We start from the raw sequence: 23,540 nt of genomic DNA, 5'->3' as shown, positions 1-23,540 counted from the left end.
GATCTAAATGAATAATACCTCTTTCTTAAACCGCCAGTGGGTTCGCGCCCTTCTGGCGGTTTTTTTCGGTGCTATCGGCACCTTCGCGTTTTCGCCTTTTAACTTTTGGCCTGCGGCCTTAATTTCACTGCTGGGCCTATTACTGATAATCACGCAACGTACAACCCGACAAGGTGCATTTCTTGGCTTTGCTTGGGGCTTTGGATTATTCGGCACCGGTGTAAATTGGGTTTATGTCAGCATTGCTGATTTTGGCGGTATGCCATTTGCAATAAATATCTTTTTAGTGATTTTATTAGCACTTTATTTATCACTCTATACCCTACTTTTTGCCGGCTTATTAAATAAGTTTTTCCCAAACCCGACTCTATGGCGATTTGTTTTTGCTGCACCCGCACTATGGCAAATTACAGAATTCTTAAGAGGTTGGGTATTATCGGGTTTCCCATGGTTACAATTTGGTTATAGCCAAATTGACGGCCCATTAAAAGGTATTGCACCTATTTTTGGTGTCACAATGATAACGTTGCTACTGACTGTTATCAGTGGCCTTATCGCATTTACTCTCTTTCGAAAATCAATTTATAGCCTTGTTGCAGCACTCCTATTATTGGTGCTGCCTATCAGCTTTAAATCTTATCAGTGGTATCAACCATTACCAGATGAAACACAAGAGATAGCACTTGTTCAGGGGAATATTGCGCAATCATTAAAATGGGAACCCGGTACATTAGAAAGTACACTAAAAACCTATCTCACTTTAAGCCGTCCTTTTATTGGTAATGCAAATCTTATTATTTGGCCTGAATCGGCGATCCCTGATATTGAAATTCAACAGCAAGGCTTTTTAGCTGAGCTTGATAAGCAATTGAGAGAGCAAGATACTCATTTAATGACAGGAATTATTGATGCTCGGCCGACATTAGAAGGTTATCGTTTCTATAATAGTGTCATCACATTAGGTGAACACTATGCTTATCAATATCCAGCCACAGATCGCTATAATAAACATCACCTTGTTCCTTTTGGTGAATATGTACCATTAGAATCACTATTACGCCCACTGGCACCTTTCTTTAATTTACCGATGTCATCATTAAGCCAAGGCGAATATGTACAACCTCAACTGACTATCAATGATGCCAAAATTACCGCGGCTATCTGCTATGAAATTATTTTAGGTGAGCAAGTTCGTGCTAATTTCAAACCTGATACACGATTCTTATTAACGATTTCTAATGATGCGTGGTTTGGCAATTCAATCGGCCCTTGGCAGCATTTTCAAATGGCGAGAATGCGCTCTCTTGAGTTAGGAAGACCATTATTACGTTCGACAAATAATGGTATTACAGCCTTTATTGCCGCCAACGGTGATGTAATTTCTCAACTTCCTCAATTTGAAGAAGGTGCTTTAGCGGAAAAAATGACACCAACAACAGGATTAACCCCTTATTATAAATGGGGTAATACACCATTGTGGATACTGGTTGGATTATTTTTTATTATCGCCTTTATTAAACGCCGTAATTAAAATGAATAAAGCCCAACCTTATTAAGTTAATATTAATTAGGTTGGGCTTTCTCTAATAAAAGGGCTTTATCATGGAACATTACCCTGAACATATTCTCGATATTATTTGGCAAAGAGCTAAAAAAATATCAACAGATAATGAAACAAAGGGTTTCCGTACAGATAAAGAAAATAAATGGATCCAACGCCAAATGTTCAATCGGCAACAACATGAATTTGGCTGGGTATTATCAAAACACCCAGAGTCAATTAATCAACTTATTGAAGATAAAACCATTGTACCTGTGCATTGGAAAACTGCGATTAATATTCAACAAAAACAAGAAGTTGAATCTAAACGCCTTAATGTCTCCTTACTTGAACCACCAGCACTATCTCAATTAATTCATTCATCAGCCGATATTCAATCTTATTGGCAATATGCTCATAAGATTTCCAGTGATAACGAAGAAAAAGGTTTTCGTAAAGATTATTACGGTTATGTTATTGAGCAAAATGCGTTCGGAAATAAACAACATCAATATGGTTGGACATTAGCCCAATTAACACCTGTAAATAAAAATAATCAAACCGCTATCCCTATTAATATTGTGCCGATACATATTAATACTTCAAAACGTATTGCCAATGAAAAAGTGTTAATAGCTCAAAACACTCAAGAAGCAAAAATTGAGCGTAGACGTAAAAATGTTATTTATGAGGTGATCTACTTTATTGCCAGCTTACCCGGTATCATTTTTTCTTTACTAAAATTCTGATAACTGATTTAAAAAGAAGCCCACCATAAACGTAGTTTCAATCCCCATGAGGATGACCAACCACTCGTAAAGCCCACCATTTCCCCTTTATAAACAATAACAAATGAAGGTGTTGCACTAATTTCCCACTGCTGAGAAATATCGCCTCGATTATCATTTATTACAGGAAAGACCAGTTCTTTAGACTGAATACCACGTGCGAGTTTTGCATTATCACCAGAACGGATCGCAACTGATGTCACGTTATACCCATCTTGCGCTAACGAATTTACTGCGGGTGTTGTTAGTTTACAAACACCACACCATGTTGCCCAAAAATAGATTAATAAGGGTTTTTCAGCACTCAATTCTGTTAATGAAACAACTTTATTATCAACAGTATAAAGTTCAGGTAAATTCGTTAAAGAAGGTGGCGTAGGTTGTCGCCACCAATCCATCGCGAAAGAGGCTATACCGAAAATGACCACCAGAACAATAAGTTCTTTACTCCACTTTCGTAAGCGACTACGCATTATTTTTTCACTTTAGCCAGTTGCTCTTTCACAATCACTTCTAGCTGAGCATAATCAACGGCGCCTGGGATAACCATATCGCCAACAACAGTTGCAGGTGTACCTTGAATACCTAATTTACGAGAAAGATCTAGGTTATTTTGTAACGCTTTTAAGCTGTCATCCGTTAATTTTACTTTGCTTGTATTGGTAGTTTTCATTGCATCATCAATACTTGCATTATCTAGCATTGTTTTCTTCTGCATTAAACGTTGATGTAACGCTAAGAACGCTTTTGGATCTTCTTTCCATACAGAAAGCACAGCTTGGGAAGCTTTGGCCGAACTTTCGCCTTTAAATGGTAATGGTTTAATTACCACAGCTACTTCTGGATAATCTTTTGTGATTTGTTCTAATAATGGGTCGAAACGTTTGCAGTATGGGCAGTTATAATCAGTAAAAGAAACTAACACTAACTTCGCGTCTTTTGCACCAATACGAGGGCTTGCTGCATCGTTATATAATGCGTCGTGTTCTGCCTTTAATGCAGTACGAAATTGTGCTTGTTGCTCATCGGCTTTTTGTGCTTGTAATGCAGTGATTGCTTCTTCCAGAATTTCTGGATTTTTGATTAATGTATCACGAACCAGCGCGCGAACTTCTTTTTCCTGATCAGCACTTAATGCCGCGGCTTGCACATTTGCACCAAAAAGTAATGACGAAATAACCAGTGCAGAAAGTGTTTTTTTCATTATTGGGCTCCTTTAGCCTCTGAAAGAACAGTCAATGTTGAATCTTTATTTAAAAGAGGGGGTAAAACCACGCCATCTTTATGGCAAGGTCCATAAACTTGGTTAAAAGGTACAGCAACTTGACCACGTTGTTTTAAAAACTGAGTGATCTTATCAGAGGGTTTAGTCCAATCCCCTCTTAATGCAACAACATCAGGTGCTGACAGTGCAGCCTGAATATCTTCTCGCAATAATACATTGTATTTGTTTGCTTTGCAGGTCACACACCAATCTGCCGTGACATCAACAAACACACGTTTATTATCAGCCAAGGCTTGATGTATTGCTTCTTCAGATAAAGGTTGCCAATTTACCGTGTCTTGACCTGCAAGTGTATGGCTTTCTGGTTGAGCAACAAATAAATAAGTACTTCCCGCCAAAAATAAGGCAATTACAGTAGAAATAAGAGCCGTTTTTTTGCCATAGTGCCGTGTAATTGCGAGTAATAAAAGCAAAGTAATAACAATAAAAATGCCAGCAACAATTGCCATCCCAAAATGAGGAATTAAAAGTGTAATAAGCCAAATGCTAGACAACAGCATCATAAAACCTAAAACAACTCTTAGGCGATTCATCCATTTACCGGGTTTTGGTAGCACTTTTGCAACAGATGGAAATATTGCCACTAAGATCCAAGGCAAACTCATTCCTATCCCTAATGCAGTAAAAATAAGCCATAACTCACTTAACGGAGCAATCAAAGCATAAGCGACTGCGGTACCTAAAAATGGTGCAGAACAAGGGGTAGCAAGTAAAGTAGCAAAAGCACCTTCCCAAAAATGACGACCATATCCCTGCCCACCAGCCGTTGCCATTTTAGTATTCATATTGCTACTTAAACGTAACTCAAATAGACCAAATAAATTAGCGGTAAAAATAGCCGTCACTAACACCATAAATCCAATAAACCAGGGGCTTTGAAACTGTATTCCCCAACCTAAGGCTTCTTGGCTATAGCGTAAACCCGTCATAAATAGAGCTAATGCCCAAAAAGAAACTAAAATACCTAAAATAGACACCGAAAATTGCTTACGAATAACCCCTTTATCTCGATTTTCAAGGTGTAAAATCGAACCCAACTTCATCGCGAGTACAGGTAATACGCAAGGCATTAAATTTAAGATCAATCCACCTAATAGCGCAAAAGCTAGAATACTCCATAATCCAACACTTGAATGAGATGGAGGAGCAATACCTGTTTTCCCCAGTCCTATTGTGTCATTAACTTGACGAGAGAAATCTTGGTCAGTAATAACAAATGAGAGTGCTTTACCCGAAATATCACCCGCAGCATCACCCCAGTCATCAGTTACATCAACAGTGACAAATAAATTATTATCTTTATGATTTAAATGCGGAATACCATAAAGCATACCTTCGGGAGGATCGAGATAAATATTAGGTTTAACCCACGAACCTTGCTCTTTTTGTAAAGAGATAGTGAGCTGGCTATCGTTATAATCAGAAGAAACCGAGGAGATAAGTCCTGTGCCAACTGGGATTTTTGCCATCGCCTGACTATATTGCCATTCAAAATCAGCAGGTGCTGGCTCTGTAAGATCCAAGTCTAAAGTGTAGTCAGTCAAAATACAGACATTACTGCATGTTGATAACGTTAAAACGCCTGTTAAACGATCCGCATCAACAGAGGTTAATTCAATCGGAAAAACAACTTGCTTGTCATAGCCTTGAGTGTGAATACCTGCGACATCGAAAGCAGAAGGTGACGGCCAATGCCATACCATTGTACTCACATCTTGTGACCAATTAATTTCAGGTGCAACACCACCTTCTCCTGGTGAGCGCCAGTAAGTTTTCCATCCAGACTCAAGTTGCACTTCAAGTAACATTTTCACATCGCCTGTTGGTGACTTTTGTGCTGTCGCCCTAACTTGTGCGTGAGAATTATCAGGCATGGTTAACCAACCTGTATCTGCTGCTTGAGATGTAGATAACGTAAATAGCGTTAATACCAACGCCATAACAAAAGAACGAAACATAACAACTCCCTAAAAATTCCTACAACGCTACACACAAAGCTACGCCCAAAGATAGACGTGCAAATTTTTAGCTAAAAGGAAATTTCTAATCCCTCAAAATACAATAATGAAGGTGAAGTCTTATCGGAGGAGGTGGATGATGGTGTTTTTTCTGGCTACGCTGACGCGAAACATAGATAGCGGCCATACTTAACAGTAATAGTACAGCCCACGAATGGAAAAAAGGCTCTATTGTTAGTGGAGGAACAGATAATAATGATTTAGCGCTTAATTCACAGGTAGAGAGTGAATAAGTATGTTCTGTTGCGCTATTCTCATCAGTAATCGGTGTTGATAGTGGATATTGAGTTTGAGAAACAGCCGTCGCTAAGCGCTCACTAATGACGTGGGCACCTAATGAACGCTGAACAATGCAACACAAGATCAGCAAAACTGTTATCACCACTAGCCAGCGACCTGACCGCCAATTACTCATAGATGTTCCTCATCAATATGACCCGCTATCTTAACGGTAATCCACAGACAAACAACTCCTTAAGACAAACTTTACAAATCCCTACTTATTTTATTTTTGCTATTATCTCAATTTTTCATCTTTAACCTTTATTTCCGTAAGGTTTCTACTACAATAATTTTAAATATTGAAAACAACTTCCAAAAAAATAATCAACCACATTTGATTTCATTCTTTTATTGAGAGATACCTCTCGTATTTCACAAATTACACTTCCCAACGGTATGTTATTTGTTCTATCTATTAACATTATCAAAACAAATTAAAACAAAAAAGCAACACAAGGCAAATCACAAATATCATTTATCACCACGACAGGAGTTATTATGCGCATGCGTAAACTAGCATTATCATTAATGATTTTAGGGGCTGCAGGAGCTGTGCAGGCAGAAGAACTCACTGGAACCTTAAAAAAAATCAACGACAACGATATTATTATTGTTGGACATCGGGAATCCTCTGTTCCTTTCTCTTACTATGACAACCAACAAAAAGTGGTTGGTTATTCTCAAGACTATTCCAATCTGATTGTACAAGCAGTAAAAGACAAAATAGGCAAACCTAATCTGCAAGTTCGCCTGATCCCTATTACATCTCAGAATCGCATTCCATTATTACAAAATGGTACATTTGATTTTGAATGTGGCTCAACAACCAATAATGAAGCTCGTCAGCAACAAGCTAGTTTCTCTAATACTATTTTTATCGTAGGTACACGTTTACTGGCGAAAAAAGACGGTGGAATAAAAGACTTCTCTGATCTATCCGGTAAAAACGTAGTCGTAACATCAGGAACAACATCTGAAATGTTACTCAACAAACTTAACGATGAGAAAAAAATGAATATGCGCATTATCAGCGCAAAAGATCATGGAGACTCATTCCGTACACTTGAATCAGGTCGTGCTGTCGCTTTTATGATGGATGATGCATTACTTGCTGGTGAACGCGCTAAAGCGAAAAAACCAGGTCAGTGGGAAATTGTAGGAACCCCACAATCTGAAGAAGCCTATGGTTGTATGTTGCGTAAAGACGATGCTCAATTCAAAGCATTAATCGATGAAACTATCGCTAACGCACAAAAATCAGGCGAAGCAGAAAAATCCTTCAATCGCTGGTTCAATGCCCCTATTCCACCTAAAAACCTTAACCTAGAATTCACTATCTCTGATGAAATGAAAGCCTTATTTGCATCACCAAATGATAAAGCATTGAATTAAAAATACATACGAAGTTGATGCAAACAAATAATTATAAAGTATCTGTTGGACAGACAGATCAGTGAAGTTTGGGGCAGTCGTTCCCTGCCCCTATTTTTCACCGGAGGTGAAATCATGTCGATTGATTGGGATTGGGGGATATTCTTCCAAGAAGCTCCTTTCGGAAACACCACATACTTAGGATGGCTGATTTCAGGCTTCCAAGTCACCATTGCCTTATCTTTATGCGCTTGGGTTATTGCCTTTCTTGTTGGTTCTTTATTCGGAATTTTGCGTACTGTACCTAATCGTTGGCTTTCGAGCTTAGGTACAATTTATGTTGAGTTATTCCGAAACGTACCACTTATTGTTCAATTCTTTACATGGTATTTAGTTATTCCTGAACTATTACCTCAATCTATTGGCGACTGGTTTAAAATGGACTTAGCGCCAAATGTACAGTTTTTTGTCTCTTCAGCACTCTGTTTAGGTTTGTTTACTGCAGCACGTATGTGCGAACAAGTCAGAGCTGCAATTAATTCATTACCCCGTGGGCAAAAAGCTGCTGGACTTGCCTTAGGTTTAACCTTACCTCAAACCTATCGTTATGTTTTATTACCCAATGCTTATCGTGTCATTATTCCACCAATGACCTCCGAAATGCTTAATCTCGTAAAAAACTCAGCGATTGCTTCCACTATCGGGTTAATTGATATGGCGGCACAAGCAAACAAGCTACTCGATTATTCAGCGAAAGCGTATGAGTCATTCACAGCAATTACCCTCGCCTATGTTTTTATCAACGTCATCATTATGTTAATCATGAGTTGGCTTGAAAAACGTGTGCGTTTACCTGGCACAACAGGAGGTCAATAATGTACGAATTTGACTGGAGTTCTGTTGTTCCAAGCCTACCATTTTTAGTCGATGGTATGGCAATCACTTTAAAAATCACCATCACCGCTATAGTAGTTGGTATTTTATGGGGAACGGTGCTTGCTGTTATGCGCCTTTCTACGTTTAAACCTATTAGTTGGTTTGCGGCTGCTTACGTTAATACCTTTCGTTCAATCCCATTAGTCATGGTATTACTGTGGTTTTATTTAATTGTGCCTAACATATTACAAAATGTTCTAGGACTTTCACCGAAAAGTGATATCCGTTTAATTTCAGCAATGATAGCGTTCTCATTATTTGAAGCTGCGTACTACTCTGAAATTATAAGAGCAGGTATTCAAAGTGTTAGTAAAGGACAATTCTCTGCCTCACTTGCATTAGGAATGACTAAATCACAAACGATGCGCTTAGTGATTTTACCTCAAGCATTTAGAGCCATGGTTCCACTTTTACTCACTCAAGGAATTGTCTTGTTCCAAGATACGTCCTTAGTTTATGTATTAAGTCTCACTGACTTTTTCAGAACGGCGGCAAATATTGGTGAACGCGATGGCACACAAGTTGAGATGATCCTCTTTGCAGGTTTTGTTTATTTTGTCATTAGCTTCGCAGCTTCAATGTTAGTGAACTTTCTTAAAAAAAGGACTACCTAGATGATTTCCCTAAAAGACGTATCCAAATGGTATGGTCAATTTCAAGTACTGACTGAATGTTCCACTGAAGTTAAAAAGGGGGAAGTTGTTGTTGTCTGTGGGCCTTCTGGTTCAGGTAAATCGACACTGATCAAAACAGTGAATGGTCTAGAACCAATACAGCAAGGTGAGATCCTTGTTAATGAAATCAAAGTAAATGATAAACGTACCGATCTTGCTAAATTACGAGCAAAAGTAGGTATGGTATTCCAACATTTTGAACTTTTCCCTCATCTTTCTATTATTGAAAATCTTACACTCGCACAAGTTAAAGTACTTAATAGAGAGAAAGGCGCAGCAAAAGAAAAAGGCTTAAAGTTATTAGAACGCGTTGGTCTATCCAGTCATGCGAACAAATACCCAGCTCAACTTTCTGGTGGTCAACAACAGCGTGTCGCCATTGCTCGAGCTTTATGTATGGATCCTATCGCAATGTTATTTGATGAACCTACATCCGCACTTGATCCTGAAATGATTAACGAAGTACTCGATGTAATGGTAGAGCTTGCAAATGAAGGCATGACGATGATGGTAGTAACCCATGAAATGGGTTTTGCTAAAAAAGTTGCTGACCGTATTATCTTTATGGATGAAGGTCGAATTGTGGAAGATAGGCCTAAAAATGACTTTTTTGATAATCCAAAATCAGACAGGGCAAAAGATTTCTTAGCTAAAATCTTGCATTAATACTTTATATCTCCTCTGCTGGCGTGCTTTCTTAGCACGTCAGCCTCAAATAATAATTTTGAAAAACCTCGCAACCAAATATCAAGCAATCTTCTTTTCTCGCAATATCACCAACGTTTTTCTAGAAAACACGCATTTATTCTCTTTTTGTTTTAACTCGTTCCAAGATATCTCGCAATTGTCTTGAAAAAGTTATGCAAACAGTGGCTTTCATTGAGATCAATAGTTGTGGCTATTAGACAAAATCAGCTATGCTATGCAAGACTTAATTTCATAATAGCGGTTACCCTCCGGTAGCCATTAATTCACCATAGGATTATCGGTGCCATGCAAGAACAATATCGTCCCGAAGATATAGAGCAAACTATCCAGGAACACTGGGAAAAGAACAATACATTTAAAGTGACAGAAGATAATAACAAAGAAAAATATTACTGCCTGTCAATGCTACCTTATCCTTCTGGCCGACTACACATGGGACACGTCCGCAACTACACCATTGGTGACGTGATTTCCCGTTATCAACGTATGCTGGGTAAAAACGTCTTACAACCTATCGGTTGGGATGCGTTCGGTTTACCAGCAGAAGGTGCCGCAGTAAAAAATAAAACCGCTCCAGCACCATGGACTTACGAAAACATCGATTACATGAAAAACCAGTTAAAAAAACTGGGTTTTGGTTACGATTGGGATCGTGAAGTCACTACTTGTACACCTGAATATTATCGCTGGGAACAGTGGTTCTTTACTAAGTTATATGAGAAAGGCTTAGTTTATAAAAAGACCTCTGCTGTTAACTGGTGTCCACATGATTTAACCGTATTAGCTAACGAACAAGTTATTGACGGCTGTTGCTGGCGTTGTGATACCCCAGTAGAACGTAAAGAAATTCCACAGTGGTTTATCAAAATTACCGATTACGCAGAAGAGCTGTTAAACGATTTAGATACGTTAGATGAATGGCCTGAACAAGTTAAAACCATGCAACGTAACTGGATCGGTCGTTCAGAAGGCGTCGAAATCACATTTGATGTTGCGGATAGCGACGACAAAATGACGGTTTATACAACACGTCCTGATACCTTTATGGGTGTTACTTATGTGGCCGTTGCAGCAGGTCATCCATTAGCGCAAAAAGCAGCTCAAAACAATCCTGAAATTCAACACTTCGTTGATGAATGCCGTAACATGAAAATGGCAGAAGCCGATATGGCAACAATGGAGAAAAAAGGGATTGCTACTGGTCTTTATGCCATTCATCCATTAACTAAAGAAAAAGTAGCTATTTGGGTCGCTAACTTTGTCTTAATGGAATACGGTACAGGTGCCGTGATGGCTGTTCCTGGTCATGATGAGCGTGACTGGGAATTTGCAACCAAATATAACTTACCTATTAAAGCTGTTATTGCTGATGCTGAAGGTAACCAACCTGACTTATCTGAAGGTGCATTAACCGAGAAAAATAGCCTGATCAATTCTGGTGAATTTTCAGGGTTAGATAATCAAGCTGGCTTTAATGCTATTGCAGATAAACTTGCACAAATGGGTGTTGGTGAACGCAAAGTTAATTACCGTTTACGTGACTGGGGTGTTTCTCGTCAACGTTACTGGGGTGCACCAATTCCAATGGCAACCTTAGAAGACGGTACTGTTGTTCCTGTTCCTGAAGATCAACTGCCTGTTATTCTGCCAGAAGATGTAAAAATGGATGGGATCACCAGTCCAATTAAAGCCGATCCTGAGTGGGCAAAAACCACCATTAATGGTCAGCCAGCACTGCGTGAGACAGATACTTTTGACACCTTTATGGAATCATCTTGGTATTACGCTCGTTATACCTGCCCTGATTACGATAAAGGCATGTTAGATCCAAAAGCAGCTAACTATTGGTTACCTGTTGACTGGTATATTGGTGGTATTGAACACGCCATCATGCACTTAATGTATTTCCGCTTCTTCCATAAACTGATGCGTGATTCAGGTTTAGTGAACTCTGATGAACCAGCAAAACGTTTACTGTGCCAAGGAATGGTATTAGCTGATGCGTTCTATCACACAGGCGAAGACGGTGCTCGTCATTGGGTATCTCCTGCTGAAGCTATTGTTGAACGTGATGAGAAAAACCGCATCATTAAAGCGACGGACAGTGCTGGTCATGAACTGACTTATGCTGGCATGAGCAAAATGTCTAAATCTAAAAATAACGGTATCGACCCACAAACAATGGTTGAACGTTATGGTGCAGATACCGTCCGTTTATTTATGATGTTTGCAGCTCCACCAGAATTAACACTTGAATGGCAAGAGTCTAGTGTTGAAGGTGCTAACCGTTTCTTACGTCGTTTATGGCGTTTAGTTCATGAGCACACTCAAAAAGGATCGGCACAATCACTTGATCTGTCTGCATTAACAGAAGAACAAAAAGATTTACGCCGTGACTTACATAAAACTATCGCAAAAGTGTCTGATGACGTAGGTCGCCGTTTAGCTTTCAATACCGCGATTGCAGCTATCATGGAGTTAATGAATAAATTAACTCGTGCAAGTCAAGAAACAGAACAAGATCGTGCATTAATGCAAGAAGCATTAGAAGCCATCGTTCGTATGCTTTCTCCAATCATTCCTCACGCTTGTTTTGTAATGTGGCAGGCATTAGGTGGAAAAGAAGACGTTGATGTTGCGCCATGGCCTGTTGCTGATGAAGAAGCTATGATTGATGACACTAAACTGATTATTGTTCAAGTGAATGGTAAAGTCCGTGGTCGTGTCACTGTTCCGGCTAATTCAGAAAAAGAATATGTTCAGGAAATGGCGACAAAAGAGTACAGTGTTGCTAAATACTTGGAAGATGTGACTATTCGTAAAGTCATTTATGTTCCAGGAAAATTACTGAACATCGTTGTTGGCTGATAAGGAGGCCTAGTGCGATATCTATTTTCGCTATTTTTCGGTTTAGCGGTGTTAATCACCGCTGGCTGCGGTTTTCACTTACAAGGGAAAACTCAGGTTCCAGCAGAATTAAAAACGCTTTATCTTAGCTCTGGTGACCCTTATGGCCCATTATCTCGTGTAATGCGCCAACAACTCAGACTTAGTGGTGTTCAGCTTGTTGAAAATCCAACAGCAGATATCCCTATTCTCAAAATTGTGGGCTCGTCAGAGAGTAAAGAGACCGTTTCTGTGTATCAAGACGGTAAATCAGCAGAACGTCAGCTAACATTTGTGCTAGATGCGCAAGTGATTATGCCAGATGGAACGATTTATCCTATTTCATCACAGGTTTCACGACCATTCTTCGATAACCCATTAGAAGCATTAGCAAAAGATGCTGAAAATGACATTATCAAACAAGAAATGCGTGAACAAGCGACAGCAATATTAGTGCGTAAATTATTGGTTGTTCACAATGCTGAACGCCAAAAAGCCGCACAAGCTGAGCAAGCAAAACAGATAATCTCTCCGGCCAAATGATCCGCTTATATCCAGAACAACTGAATGCGCAGCTCCAAGAGGGGTTGCGCCAAAGTTATCTACTCTGGGGCAATGAACCTCTATTGCTCCAAGAGTCTCAAGATGCCATCCAATCTGTTGCTAAAGCCCAAGGGTTTATTGAACACTATCAATTTACTCTTGATAATAATACGGACTGGAATGAAATTTACTCACTTTGTCAATCGCTAAGCCTTTTTTCTCAAAGACAATCTCTTTTACTGCATTTGCCTGAAAATGGCCCTAATGCAGCCATGTCAGAGAAACTCACAAGGTTATCTCAAGAGTTACATCAAGATTTATTGTTGGTTTTACGTGGCAATAAACTCACCAAGGCTCAAGAAAACAGTGAATGGTTTAAAACATTAAGCCAGAATGGAACGTATGTTTCTTGTCTCACACCTGAACTTGATAAATTGCCTAATTGGGTTGCTCGTCGAGCAAAACAAAAAGGATTAGCGCTGGATGAACAAGGTAACCAACTACTTTGCTACTGCTATGAAGGTAATTTGCTCGCATTGGCACAAGCGATAGAGCGTCTTTCCCTACTTTACCCTGATGGTAAATTGACATTACCTAGAGTAGAAGCAGCCGTTAATGACGCTTCTCATTTTACCCCTTATCACTGGGTTGATGCATTGCTTGCAGGTAAAACACAACGCGCATGGCATATTTTGCAACAACTCAAAAGAGAAGATAGTGAACCGGTTATTTTACTCAGAACGTTGCAACGTGAATTAATGCAATTAATTACGCTACACCGAGAGTCTAAAACAGCCGCTTTAAAAACGATTTTTGATAAACATCGAATTTGGCAAAACCGACGTCCAATTTTTACAGCAGCATTACAACGTTTATCCGAGCATCAACTGCTAACTGCAATACGGTTATTAGCCAGTATCGAAATGACCATTAAACAAGATTATGGTCAAACTGTTTGGCCATCTCTTAGCGCGTTAGGCTTATTGCTTTGTGGGAAAGCATTACCAGAAGGATTTGTAAGTCATGCCTAAAAATAATGATCCTACACCTTTAATTAATCAAGCTATCGCCTTATACGGTGGCACATTTGATCCAATTCATTATGGGCATTTACGTCCAGTTGAAGCACTTTCAGGATTAATTGGCTTAAAAGAAGTGGTATGGCTACCCAATAATATTCCCCCTCATCGCCCACAGCCTGAAGCATCTTCTCAGCAACGTCTGGATATGGTACGTCTTGCTCTTGAGCCATATTCTTCATTTAAAGTGGATACTCGTGAGCTTGAAAAGCTGACACCTTCTTATACTATTGAGACATTAAGAGACTTCAGACAAGAAATTGGTAATAAACAACCTTTAGCATTTATTATTGGTCAGGATTCATTACTTTCAATTAATACGTGGCACCAATGGGAAAAACTATTAGATATATGCCATTTGTTAGTTTGTGCTCGCCCTGGTTATCAAACTCATTTCGAGTCACCTCAAATGCAGGAATGGCTAAAAAAACACCAAACTAATCAACAAGAAGATATTCATTACCTACCTTCTGGCAAAATTTTTCTGGCTGATACACCTCTTTATAATATTTCAGCAACAGATATTCGTGCTCGCCATAAAGCAGGAATTGATTGTCATGATTTGCTACCCAGTTCTGTTGAAGACTATATTCGCCAGCAACAACTCTATAAATAATGAATTAAGGCTAAAGTTGCTCTCTTAAATAATTAAAAGTGAACGGATAAGGCGAAAAATAGCGTTGATGACTCAAATACTCATCAGGATAAACAGTTAACCAATATTTGAGTAAATCATAAGGTTTAGATAAAGGCACAATACCTTGACGATATTGTAAAATTGTCTGTGCCATTTCTTGTTTTTGTTGTGAGTTTAGATTTCGCTTAAAATACCCAGCCATATGCATTAACGCATTAGTTTGTCCTTCTCTATTTGCTGCAACACTGAATGCCTTCATTAGCTTTTCCTGATATTTCGATGCAACTTCTCCAAGGGGAATAGCATCAGAAAAATTAGCAATATCACGCCCCAACTCTCGATAAGCCACAAGTGAATAAGCCATAATTAAATATTTGTATCGGCTATGAAATTTAACTAAAGCCCCTTTAGTTAATGATTGATAAACCTGTTGTTGATAATCAAACAGTGTGAAAAATTGGGTAAGAAAATGGTCAAGAACAATAGGCTGTAAAAGTTGATCAATATTTAATTGAGGTAAAGCAAAATTCAAGGGTGAGGTAAGGCTGTCTCCTTTTTTTCCAACATAACCATAAAGTGGTAACAGGTTATCTCTATTTTGAGCCTCTATCTGCATAATACCTATCTTTTCCGCCTGAACAGTATCGCAAAGCAATGCTAACTTTTCTTGTAATTGGTGATTGGTGTTACTCATAATTTCTGAAGATATCCCGAGATAATTCACTTTTCTTTCCATTCTTTTTTTCTCCAATTAAAAAGTCTAAGCATTACACGGTATAATCTGACGCTAACAAAGTAAAAACACACCTAATTAGGTGTTTGATGAGCATTGACAGACGATGTTTAGCTGTTATTCTCACCCTCTGTTCCCTTAAGGGAACTGTAAGGTAAAACTGTCGTCTAACTGAAAAGTTCTTATGCGCCTTCTTTTTATTATTGATTATGACGCAGTTAATGGGCATATATGAATTTTTCTAAATCAAACGTCGAAAAACAAAAGAATGAGGTTTATGTTCTTGTTATCGCTAACTGGAATTACTCATCGAGTAAAATAGATTTATTGGTGTAAATTCCTTTAAAATAGCGTTCATGCTCTAAATAAATCGAGATGCAGTAAAACGACAAGTAAATTGGTCACTAAAAGCAGACAAAAGTCTGTAACTAGTACAAATAAACATAGTTAACAATACTGCAAACTGACGTATAACGAGTATAGTATTTTTCGATTGAATTAACTCATTAGATTAAAGGTGATCCTTTTGCAAGGTTCTGAATTACAACAATTTATTATTGATAAACTTGAAGATTCTAAAGCTCAAGACATCATTGCATTAGATGTCCGTGGAAAATCAAGTGTAACGGATTACATGATTATTTGCACAGGTACATCCAGCAGACATCTTATGTCTGTGGCAGATAATCTCGTTGATGATTGCCGCGAAGCGGGATTACAACCTTTAGGTGTGGAAGGACAAGGTGTTTCTGATTGGATTGTCGTCGATCTTGGTGAAGCCATGGTACACGTAATGCAAGAAGATAGCCGTCGCATGTACGAACTTGAAAAACTCTGGAGCTGAGTTTGAAATTACAGCTCATTGCCGTTGGTACAAAAATGCCGGACTGGATACAGACCGGCTTTATGGATTATCTTAATCGATTTCCCAAAGACATGCCTTTAGAACTTATTGAGATACCCGCAGGTAAACGCGGAAAGAATGCCGATATTAAACGAATTCTCGAAAAAGAAGGCGAACAAATGTTAGCAGCTGTTGGTAAAGGGAATCGTATTGTTACTCTTGATATTCCTGGCGCTCGCTGGGATACGCCAAAACTTGCAGAACAACTTGATCGATGGAAGCTTGATGGTAGAAATGTCAGCTTATTAATTGGTGGCCCTGAAGGGTTAGCGCCTGCTTGTAAAGCTGCAGCTGAACAAAGCTGGTCTTTATCTCCTTTAACAATGCCACACCCCCTTGTTCGTGTCGTAGTTGCAGAAAGTCTTTATCGAGCATGGAGTATTACGACAAACCATCCTTATCATCGTGAATAATCAATAAAATTGGCGGGTCAGTAAGTGAAGTCAAATGGGATGAAGAGAAAAAAACGTACCCCGTTTCGAGATTATACTGCGGAATCAAAATTGTTTATCCGCCGTGTGATCGTCGCATTTTCAGTAATTATTATATTAAGTGGTGTTTTGGTTTTTAACCTCAATCACTTACAAATCGCTCGCCATGACGATTATCAAACACGTTCAAATGATAACCGAATTAAACTCGTCCCAATTGCACCTAGTCGTGGCATTATTTACGATCGCAAAGGGATCCCTCTTGCGCTCAATCGTACTATCTACCAGTTAGAAGTCGTACCTGAAAAGGTAACAAACTTACAAGAAACGCTTGAAAGTTTGAGAGAAGTTGTTGACTTAACTGATGAAGATATCACAGCTTTTGAAAAAGAGCGTAAGCGCTCTCGTCGATTTAGCTCTATTCCCTTAAAAACTACACTTAGCCAAGTGCAAGTTGCGCGTTTTGCTATCAATCAATATCGTTATCCGGGCTTAGAAATCAAAGGTTATCAACGCCGTTATTATCCTTATGGCTCAGCATTAACACATGTAATTGGTTATGTTGCAAAAATTAACGATAAAGATGTTGAACGCCTTGATAAAGAAGGTTTATCACCTAATTACGCCGCTACTCATGATATCGGTAAATTAGGTATTGAACGTTATTATGAGTCTGTATTACACGGAACAACTGGCTATGAAGAAGTTGAAGTCAATAGCCGTGGTCGCGTTATTCGCCAATTACATGAACAACCGCCACAAGCAGGTAAAGATATTTACCTTACCGTTGATCTTGAATTACAGACCTATATTGAAACATTACTCACCACAAGCCGAGCTGCTGTTGTAGTGACTGATCCTCGTAATGGTGAAATTTTAGCCCTTGTCTCAAATCCAAGTTACGATCCGAACTTATTTGTGGGCGGTATTTCTAATACTGATTATCAAGGATTGCTAAATAACCCTGATAGACCGCTAATAAATCGAACAACACAAGGCCTTTATCCACCAGCCTCAACGGTTAAACCCTTTATGTCTGTTGCTGCATTAAGTGAAGGGGTTATTACTGCGAATACGACTATCCACGATCCTGGCTGGTGGCAACTTCCAGGCTCTGAAAAACGCTATCGTGACTGGAAACGCTGGGGGCATGGTAAACTCAACGTTACCAAGTCCATTGTTGAGTCTGCGGATACATTTTTCTACCAAGTTGCTTATGATATGGGAATCGATCGTATATCAACTTGGATGGGGCGCTTTGGCTATGGCGAATACACAGGAATTGATCTATCCGAAGAACGTAATGGCATCATGCCAACGCGCGAGTGGAAGCAGCAACGTTATAAAAAACCTTGGTATCAAGGTGATACGATCCCAGTCGGAATTGGTCAAGGTTATTGGACAGCAACGCCAATTCAAATGGCAAAAGCGTTAATGACATTGATTAATGATGGTCAAGTTAAAACCCCTCACCTACTTTACGGTACGAAACTAGGTAATGAAATGTTGCCTTATGTTGATACTGAAACCCGTCAAATTGGTGATATTAACTCTGGCTATTGGGAATTAGCAAAACATGGTATGTATGGTGTGGCTAACTTCCCTAATGGCACAGGTCGTCGAAGTTTTGCTGATGCTCCTTATAAAGTGGCAGCTAAATCAGGAACTGCACAGGTGTTTAGTTATGAAACATACAACGCAAGCCAATTAGCTGAACATCTTCGTGACCACAAACTGATGATTGCCTTTGCGCCTTATGATAAGCCGACTGTTGCTATAGCAATTATTTTAGAAAATGGTGGTGCTGGCCCTTCTGTCGGTGATATTACAAGACAAATTCTTGACCACATTCTCCTAGGTGATAACAACACAGTGTTACCTGATTCGCCAGCTGCTCCACGCGGTTCAGAGGAATAATCATTATGACTGAAAATAATAAGAAAAAATCCTTCTGGACCCGAGTCCATATAGACCCTCTATTCTTGCTCTGTATTATTGCTTTATTGGGATACAGCGCATTTATTATGTGGAGTGCAAGTGGCCAAGATCCAGAAATGATGCAACGCAAATTAGGCCAGATTGGTATGGGGTTTATGATCATGATAGTCATGGCTCAAATCCCACCACGAGTCTATGAGAGTTGGGCTCCACATCTCTATTTCTTTTGCGTTATCTTGCTTATTCTTGTTGATGTCTTTGGTCAAATAAGTAAAGGTGCTCAACGCTGGTTAGATTTAGGTATTGTACGTTTCCAACCTTCAGAAATTGCTAAAATTGCGGTGCCATTAATGGTAGCACGATTTATGAACCGCGATATCTGCCCGCCTACGTTGCGTAATACAGCTATTGCTTTGGTACTTATTTTTGTACCAACGTTATTAGTTGCGGCACAGCCCGATTTAGGGACATCTATTCTTGTTGCCGCATCGGGTTTATTTGTTCTTTTTCTTGCAGGAATGAGTTGGCGCCTTATCACTGTAGCCATAGTTCTTGTTGCTGCTTTTATCCCCATACTCTGGTTTTTCCTTATGCATGATTACCAACAAGCTAGGGTAATGATGCTGCTTGACCCTGAATCTGATCCGCTCGGCGCCGGATATCATATCATCCAATCTAAAATTGCCATTGGTTCTGGCGGATTACATGGAAAAGGATGGTTACAAGGCACGCAATCTCAATTAGAATTCTTACCAGAGCGCCATACAGACTTTATTTTTGCTGTATTGGCTGAAGAACTCGGATTAATTGGTGTTTTGATACTGCTAGCTCTTTATATACTCTTAATTGCGCGAGGCCTTTACCTTGCAACGAAAGCACAAAATACATTTGGTAGAGTAATGATTGGCGGATTAATGCTAATCTTCTTTGTCTATGTCTTTGTCAACATAGGAATGGTGAGTGGTATTCTTCCTGTTGTCGGTGTTCCGTTACCGCTAATGAGTTATGGAGGCTCTGCCCTAATTGTCTTAATGGCAGGATTTGGCATTGTTATGTCTATTCATACACACCGAAAACTATTATCGAAAAGTTTATAATGAGGTTTCTATGCGTCTGCAATGGGTTTTGATAGGTATCAGTGCATTGCTACTTTCAGGGTGTGTTGTTGATAAACCGAACACTAATAAACAGCCAGCACCATTACCCAATGTGCCTGTTCAACGTGTTCTCGGTGCTGAACCTCGTTACGAGCCTTATCACCCAACGGCAAATCAAGATTACCGAAAAAATGGTGTGGTCTATCGTATTGTGACTGATCCCGCAAACTTTAGTGAGCGAGGAGAGGCTATTGTTTATGATAGCTTAGCTATGAGTCGTTTAACGACTATTGGTGAACGTGTCAATCCCTATGAATTTGCAGCTGCACATCCCACATTACCCATTCCAAGTTATGTAAAAATTACAAACTTACTCAATGGGCGCACAATGGTTGTCAGGATCAATGACCGTGGCCCTTACGTCAACGGTAAACAAATCCAAGTCACTCCCGCCGTTTCTGATAGTTTGCGTTTAATGCCAACAACACCATTGCAAATTGAAGGGATCGTCGTCGATCAAAATGGCCATATGAGTGGCATTGGTACACACGGGGCTCAAATTGAGAAGAAAACAACAGCCTTACCCGAGCGCCCTAATTTTAATGCTCAATCAACAACATCTACGCCATTAACAACATCTGCACCTGTTAATATGCCTATTGAGCCACCAGCACAACCGGAAGCCAAAGTTTCAGCTCCAACTTCAGTTCCAACTTCAGTTCCAGCTCCAGCTCCAGCTCCAGCTCCAGCTCCAGCTCCAGCTCCAGCTCCAGCTCCAGCTCCAGCTCCAGCTCCAGCTCCAGTATTACTATCAAACTCCATAGCACAAGGCTTTTATGTACAAGTTGGCGCACTCAGTAACGAAAATAATGCTCAGTTTTGGCTCAATGATTTATCGTCATCATTTGGTACTCAAGGCGTGATTAATAAAACAGATGGACTATATAAGGTACAACTCGGCCCTTATTCCTCTAAAGATCAAGCCGAAGCAATAAAAAACAAACTGAAACAAGTTAAAGATATCTCTGGGTTTATTATTACCCAATAAAGGTAAGATGACGTAAAATCCTTTTTATATCAGCAAATTCAAGCGTAGAATCGCCTGGTTTTGCTGATATTTTATTTATCAGCCCCTATTTTTCCCTGAATTTTCGGATTAAACAAACAGAATGAAACAGACACTCCCAGCTAAATTACTAAGAACGAGCCTATTAAGTGCCACTTTTGCTTTATTGACAGTAACGCATCAAAGCTTGGCTGATGATTCACTAAAAACAATGATACCCGCTGTTCCTAATATCGAAGCCGAATCTTATATTCTTATTGATTATAATTCTGGGAAAGTGCTGGCTGAAATGAATGCTGATGTTCGTCGCGATCCTGCAAGTTTAACCAAAATGATGACCAGTTATGTTATTGGACAGTCTATTCGCGCAGGCAAAATTACTAATAACGATATCGTGCCAATTGGTGAAGAGGCATGGGCAACGGGTAACCCTGTTTTTCGTGGCTCCTCTTTAATGTTCTTAAAACCTGGCGACCAAGTTACTGTCGCACAATTAACCCGTGGTATTAATTTGCAATCAGGTAATGATGCTTGTGTTGCAATGGCCTCTTATGTCGCAGGTAGCCAAGATACATTTGTCACCATGATGAACGATTACGTTAAACGTCTCGGCTTAAAAAACACCCAATTTCAAACAGTTCATGGACTTGATGCTCCAGGGCAATATAGCTCTGCTCGTGATATGGCGTTAATTGGAGCCGCATTAATTCGTGATGTACCTGACGAATATGCCATCTACAAAGAGAAAGAGTATACCTATAACAATATCCGCCAAACGAATCGAAATGGATTGTTATGGGATAGCAGTTTAAATGTGGATGGTATTAAAACTGGCCACACTGCCTCAGCAGGTTATAACTTAGTTGCCTCAGCAACCGAAGGCAATATGCGCTTAATTTCAGCAGTAATGGGTGGCCATTCATCTAAAGGTCGTGATGCTGAAAGTAAAAAATTGCTGACTTGGGGTTTTCGCTTCTTTGAAACAGTAAAACCACTCCAAGTAGGTAAAGAGTTTGCAGCTGAACCAATTTGGTATGGTGAAACAGATAAAGTACAATTAGGCGTAGATAAAGATGTTTATTTAACTATCCCTCGTGGTCGATTAAAAGACTTAAAAGCAAGCTATGTACTTGATAATGTAGAATTACATGCCCCAGTGACTAAAAACCAAGTTGTCGGAACCATTAATTTCCAACTTGATGGGCAAATTATTGAACAACGTCCACTCGTGGTGATGAATGAAGTAAAAGAAGGTGGCTTCTTTAGTCGCATTATCGATTACATCAAATTATTATTCTCACACTGGTTTGGCTAAGACTTGAAAAAGATAAATGTGACCACATATAACTTACATATAGATATTGGCATAAACACATTTACCATTCCCCTATTTACCCTAATTACCAGTATCGCATTCCTTAATAATTAAGGAATGCGCTTTTTATTTGTCAAGATTAGGTGTAGATATAGATAATTAAAACAACAGTGTCTGTTGTCTTAAGGAATTACATTATGATGAAAACAAAATTAAATGAACTGTTAGAGTTCCCATGTTCTTTCACTTATAAAGTGATGGGTCATGCAAAACCAGAATTAGTGGATCAAGTCGTTGAAGTTATTCAACGCCACGCACCAGGTGATTATACTCCTTCTGTAAAACCAAGCAGCAAAGGCAATTACCATTCAGTTTCTATTACGATCAATGCAACCCATATCGATCAAGTAGAAACACTGTATAAAGAGTTAGGTGAGCTTGAACTAGTTCGTATGGTTCTGTAATCCCTTCATTTAAAATGATGAATTTTTCAAAAGCGCCTTTTACTCAGGCGCTTTTTCTTATCTTAATATCTTTCATTTTTCTCTCCTCTTCGGAAAAAAAACATCTCAATCTGGTAGTTCATTTACTGGGGCGTTATACTGCTCTTCACAATTACGCTACAAATGAAGATTTTCACGGTGCAAGACAAAACAATCATTATTCGCCAATTAGGTGTGAAACCCTACTTACCGGTTTCTGATTCTATGCATCAGTTTACGGAAAAACGGGAAAGTCACACACCTGATGAAATATGGCTCGTTCAACATGAACAAGTTTTTACTCAAGGCCAAGCAGGTAAAGCTGAACATTTATTAAACACAGGAACTATTCCTGTTATTCAATCTGATCGTGGCGGTCAGGTGACCTATCATGGCCCAGGCCAACAAGTCATGTATGTTTTAGTGGATTTAAAACGTAACCATATTGGTGTTCGCCAATTAGTCACTGCACTTGAAAATACCGTTATTGATACGCTAGCGGAATTTAATGTAGAAGCTTATGCTCGCGCTGATGCACCGGGCGTATATGTGAAAGGCGATAAAATCTGTTCGTTAGGGCTACGTATTCGTAAAGGTTGCTCTTTTCATGGTTTAGCCCTCAATATCGATATGGATTTATCCCCTTTTTCACGAATAAATCCTTGTGGTTATTCTGATCTGAAAATGACACAGTTAATTGATTTTGCTCCTAATACGACAACGACACAGGTAGCACCATTATTAGTTAAGCATTTTTGTACACAACTAGGATTCCAACCACAGTAATAAAAATGCTATAATTTTTTTAACATTTGTCATTTTTTTTT

23 protein-coding genes are annotated in these 23,540 nt (G+C 39.2%); 18 read left to right on the top strand and 5 right to left on the bottom strand.

Annotation, left to right across the window (positions count from 1 at the left end):
- Positions 1–7: 7 nt before the first annotated feature.
- The gene (lnt, locus tag LG402_RS05355) at positions 8–1,531 is read left to right on the top strand and encodes an apolipoprotein N-acyltransferase (protein WP_227336557.1); all 1,524 of its coding nucleotides are present in this window, start codon (positions 8–10) and stop codon (positions 1,529–1,531) included.
- 71 nt (positions 1,532–1,602) lie between these two features.
- Positions 1,603–2,289: a hypothetical protein gene (locus LG402_RS05350; protein ID WP_227336556.1), complete on the top strand. Its 687-nt coding sequence runs from the start codon at positions 1,603–1,605 to the stop codon at positions 2,287–2,289.
- Between the two features lie 8 nt (positions 2,290–2,297).
- Here the strand turns inward: LG402_RS05350 and LG402_RS05345 are convergent, their stop codons facing one another.
- The 4 genes from LG402_RS05345 to LG402_RS05330 form a co-directional block, all read right to left on the bottom strand.
- Entirely contained in the window at positions 2,298–2,801 is a 504-nt protein-coding gene (locus tag LG402_RS05345) for a protein disulfide oxidoreductase (protein WP_166540950.1), read from the bottom strand.
- Positions 2,801–3,532 carry a DsbA family protein gene (locus tag LG402_RS05340; RefSeq protein WP_109409522.1) on the bottom strand — a complete coding sequence of 244 codons (732 nt, stop codon included), beginning with the start codon at positions 3,530–3,532 and terminating at the stop codon, positions 2,801–2,803. The genes LG402_RS05345 and LG402_RS05340 overlap by 1 nt, the downstream gene beginning before the upstream one ends.
- Entirely contained in the window at positions 3,532–5,571 is a 2,040-nt protein-coding gene (locus LG402_RS05335) for a protein-disulfide reductase DsbD family protein (protein WP_227336555.1), read from the bottom strand. The genes LG402_RS05340 and LG402_RS05335 overlap by 1 nt, the downstream gene beginning before the upstream one ends.
- Before the next feature lie 85 nt (positions 5,572–5,656).
- The gene (locus LG402_RS05330; RefSeq protein ID WP_109409520.1) at positions 5,657–6,046 is read right to left on the bottom strand and encodes a metal resistance protein; all 390 of its coding nucleotides are present in this window, start codon (positions 6,044–6,046) and stop codon (positions 5,657–5,659) included.
- 365 nt (positions 6,047–6,411) lie between these two features.
- On the opposite strand from LG402_RS05330, the gene LG402_RS05325 reads away from it, so the two are divergent.
- The 8 genes from LG402_RS05325 (at position 6,412) to nadD (ending at position 14,726) form a co-directional block, all read left to right on the top strand.
- A complete protein-coding gene (locus tag LG402_RS05325; RefSeq protein WP_109409519.1) occupies positions 6,412–7,305 on the top strand; it encodes an amino acid ABC transporter substrate-binding protein in 894 nt (297 codons plus the stop codon).
- Positions 7,306–7,419: 114 nt separating this feature from the next.
- Positions 7,420–8,160 carry an amino acid ABC transporter permease gene (locus LG402_RS05320; RefSeq protein ID WP_109409518.1) on the top strand — a complete coding sequence of 247 codons (741 nt, stop codon included), beginning with the start codon at positions 7,420–7,422 and terminating at the stop codon, positions 8,158–8,160.
- On the top strand, positions 8,160–8,834 hold the full coding sequence (gene gltK, locus LG402_RS05315; protein ID WP_072070241.1) for a glutamate/aspartate ABC transporter permease GltK: 675 nt from the start codon (positions 8,160–8,162) through the stop codon (positions 8,832–8,834). The genes LG402_RS05320 and gltK overlap by 1 nt, the downstream gene beginning before the upstream one ends.
- Positions 8,835–9,560 carry an amino acid ABC transporter ATP-binding protein gene (locus LG402_RS05310; RefSeq protein WP_166540948.1) on the top strand — a complete coding sequence of 242 codons (726 nt, stop codon included), beginning with the start codon at positions 8,835–8,837 and terminating at the stop codon, positions 9,558–9,560.
- Between the two features lie 327 nt (positions 9,561–9,887).
- A complete protein-coding gene (leuS, locus tag LG402_RS05305; RefSeq protein ID WP_166540947.1) occupies positions 9,888–12,470 on the top strand; it encodes a leucine--tRNA ligase in 2,583 nt (860 codons plus the stop codon).
- A gap of 12 nt (positions 12,471–12,482) precedes the next feature.
- On the top strand, positions 12,483–13,031 hold the full coding sequence (gene lptE, locus LG402_RS05300) for an LPS assembly lipoprotein LptE (RefSeq protein WP_109409515.1): 549 nt from the start codon (positions 12,483–12,485) through the stop codon (positions 13,029–13,031).
- On the top strand, positions 13,028–14,062 hold the full coding sequence (holA, locus tag LG402_RS05295; RefSeq protein ID WP_166540946.1) for a DNA polymerase III subunit delta: 1,035 nt from the start codon (positions 13,028–13,030) through the stop codon (positions 14,060–14,062). The genes lptE and holA overlap by 4 nt, the downstream gene beginning before the upstream one ends.
- A complete protein-coding gene (gene nadD / locus LG402_RS05290; RefSeq protein ID WP_210812883.1) occupies positions 14,055–14,726 on the top strand; it encodes a nicotinate-nucleotide adenylyltransferase in 672 nt (223 codons plus the stop codon). The genes holA and nadD overlap by 8 nt, the downstream gene beginning before the upstream one ends.
- A gap of 10 nt (positions 14,727–14,736) precedes the next feature.
- On the opposite strand, the gene LG402_RS05285 is transcribed toward nadD, so the two are convergent.
- Positions 14,737–15,483, bottom strand: a complete 747-nt coding sequence (locus LG402_RS05285) for a YbgA family protein (RefSeq protein ID WP_227336554.1) — start codon at positions 15,481–15,483, stop codon at positions 14,737–14,739.
- A gap of 514 nt (positions 15,484–15,997) precedes the next feature.
- On the opposite strand from LG402_RS05285, the gene rsfS reads away from it, so the two are divergent.
- From rsfS to lipB, 8 genes are all read left to right on the top strand, one after another.
- Positions 15,998–16,324: a ribosome silencing factor gene (rsfS, locus tag LG402_RS05280; protein ID WP_006537732.1), complete on the top strand. Its 327-nt coding sequence runs from the start codon at positions 15,998–16,000 to the stop codon at positions 16,322–16,324.
- A gap of 2 nt (positions 16,325–16,326) precedes the next feature.
- A complete protein-coding gene (gene rlmH, locus LG402_RS05275) occupies positions 16,327–16,797 on the top strand; it encodes a 23S rRNA (pseudouridine(1915)-N(3))-methyltransferase RlmH (protein WP_004246050.1) in 471 nt (156 codons plus the stop codon).
- A gap of 39 nt (positions 16,798–16,836) precedes the next feature.
- On the top strand, positions 16,837–18,732 hold the full coding sequence (gene mrdA, locus LG402_RS05270; RefSeq protein ID WP_227336553.1) for a peptidoglycan DD-transpeptidase MrdA: 1,896 nt from the start codon (positions 16,837–16,839) through the stop codon (positions 18,730–18,732).
- Between the two features lie 5 nt (positions 18,733–18,737).
- Positions 18,738–19,850: a peptidoglycan glycosyltransferase MrdB gene (gene mrdB / locus LG402_RS05265; RefSeq protein ID WP_072070249.1), complete on the top strand. Its 1,113-nt coding sequence runs from the start codon at positions 18,738–18,740 to the stop codon at positions 19,848–19,850.
- Between the two features lie 10 nt (positions 19,851–19,860).
- On the top strand, positions 19,861–20,898 hold the full coding sequence (rlpA, locus tag LG402_RS05260; protein ID WP_227336552.1) for an endolytic peptidoglycan transglycosylase RlpA: 1,038 nt from the start codon (positions 19,861–19,863) through the stop codon (positions 20,896–20,898).
- Positions 20,899–21,019: 121 nt separating this feature from the next.
- A complete protein-coding gene (gene dacA, locus LG402_RS05255; RefSeq protein ID WP_210812886.1) occupies positions 21,020–22,231 on the top strand; it encodes a D-alanyl-D-alanine carboxypeptidase DacA in 1,212 nt (403 codons plus the stop codon).
- Between the two features lie 200 nt (positions 22,232–22,431).
- Positions 22,432–22,695 (top strand): DUF493 family protein YbeD, encoded by a 264-nt coding sequence (ybeD, locus tag LG402_RS05250; RefSeq protein WP_036912266.1) that lies wholly within the window; start codon positions 22,432–22,434, stop codon positions 22,693–22,695.
- A gap of 162 nt (positions 22,696–22,857) precedes the next feature.
- Complete coding sequence (gene lipB, locus LG402_RS05245; RefSeq protein WP_109409508.1) at positions 22,858–23,499, top strand: lipoyl(octanoyl) transferase LipB; 642 nt, start codon at positions 22,858–22,860, stop codon at positions 23,497–23,499.
- Positions 23,500–23,540: the final 41 nt, after the last annotated feature.

This window comes from Proteus sp. NMG38-2 (assembly GCF_020640995.1).
In the GTDB taxonomy this organism is placed as follows: Bacteria; Pseudomonadota; Gammaproteobacteria; order Enterobacterales; family Enterobacteriaceae; genus Proteus.
This window is presented reverse-complemented; position numbering and strand designations above follow the sequence as displayed.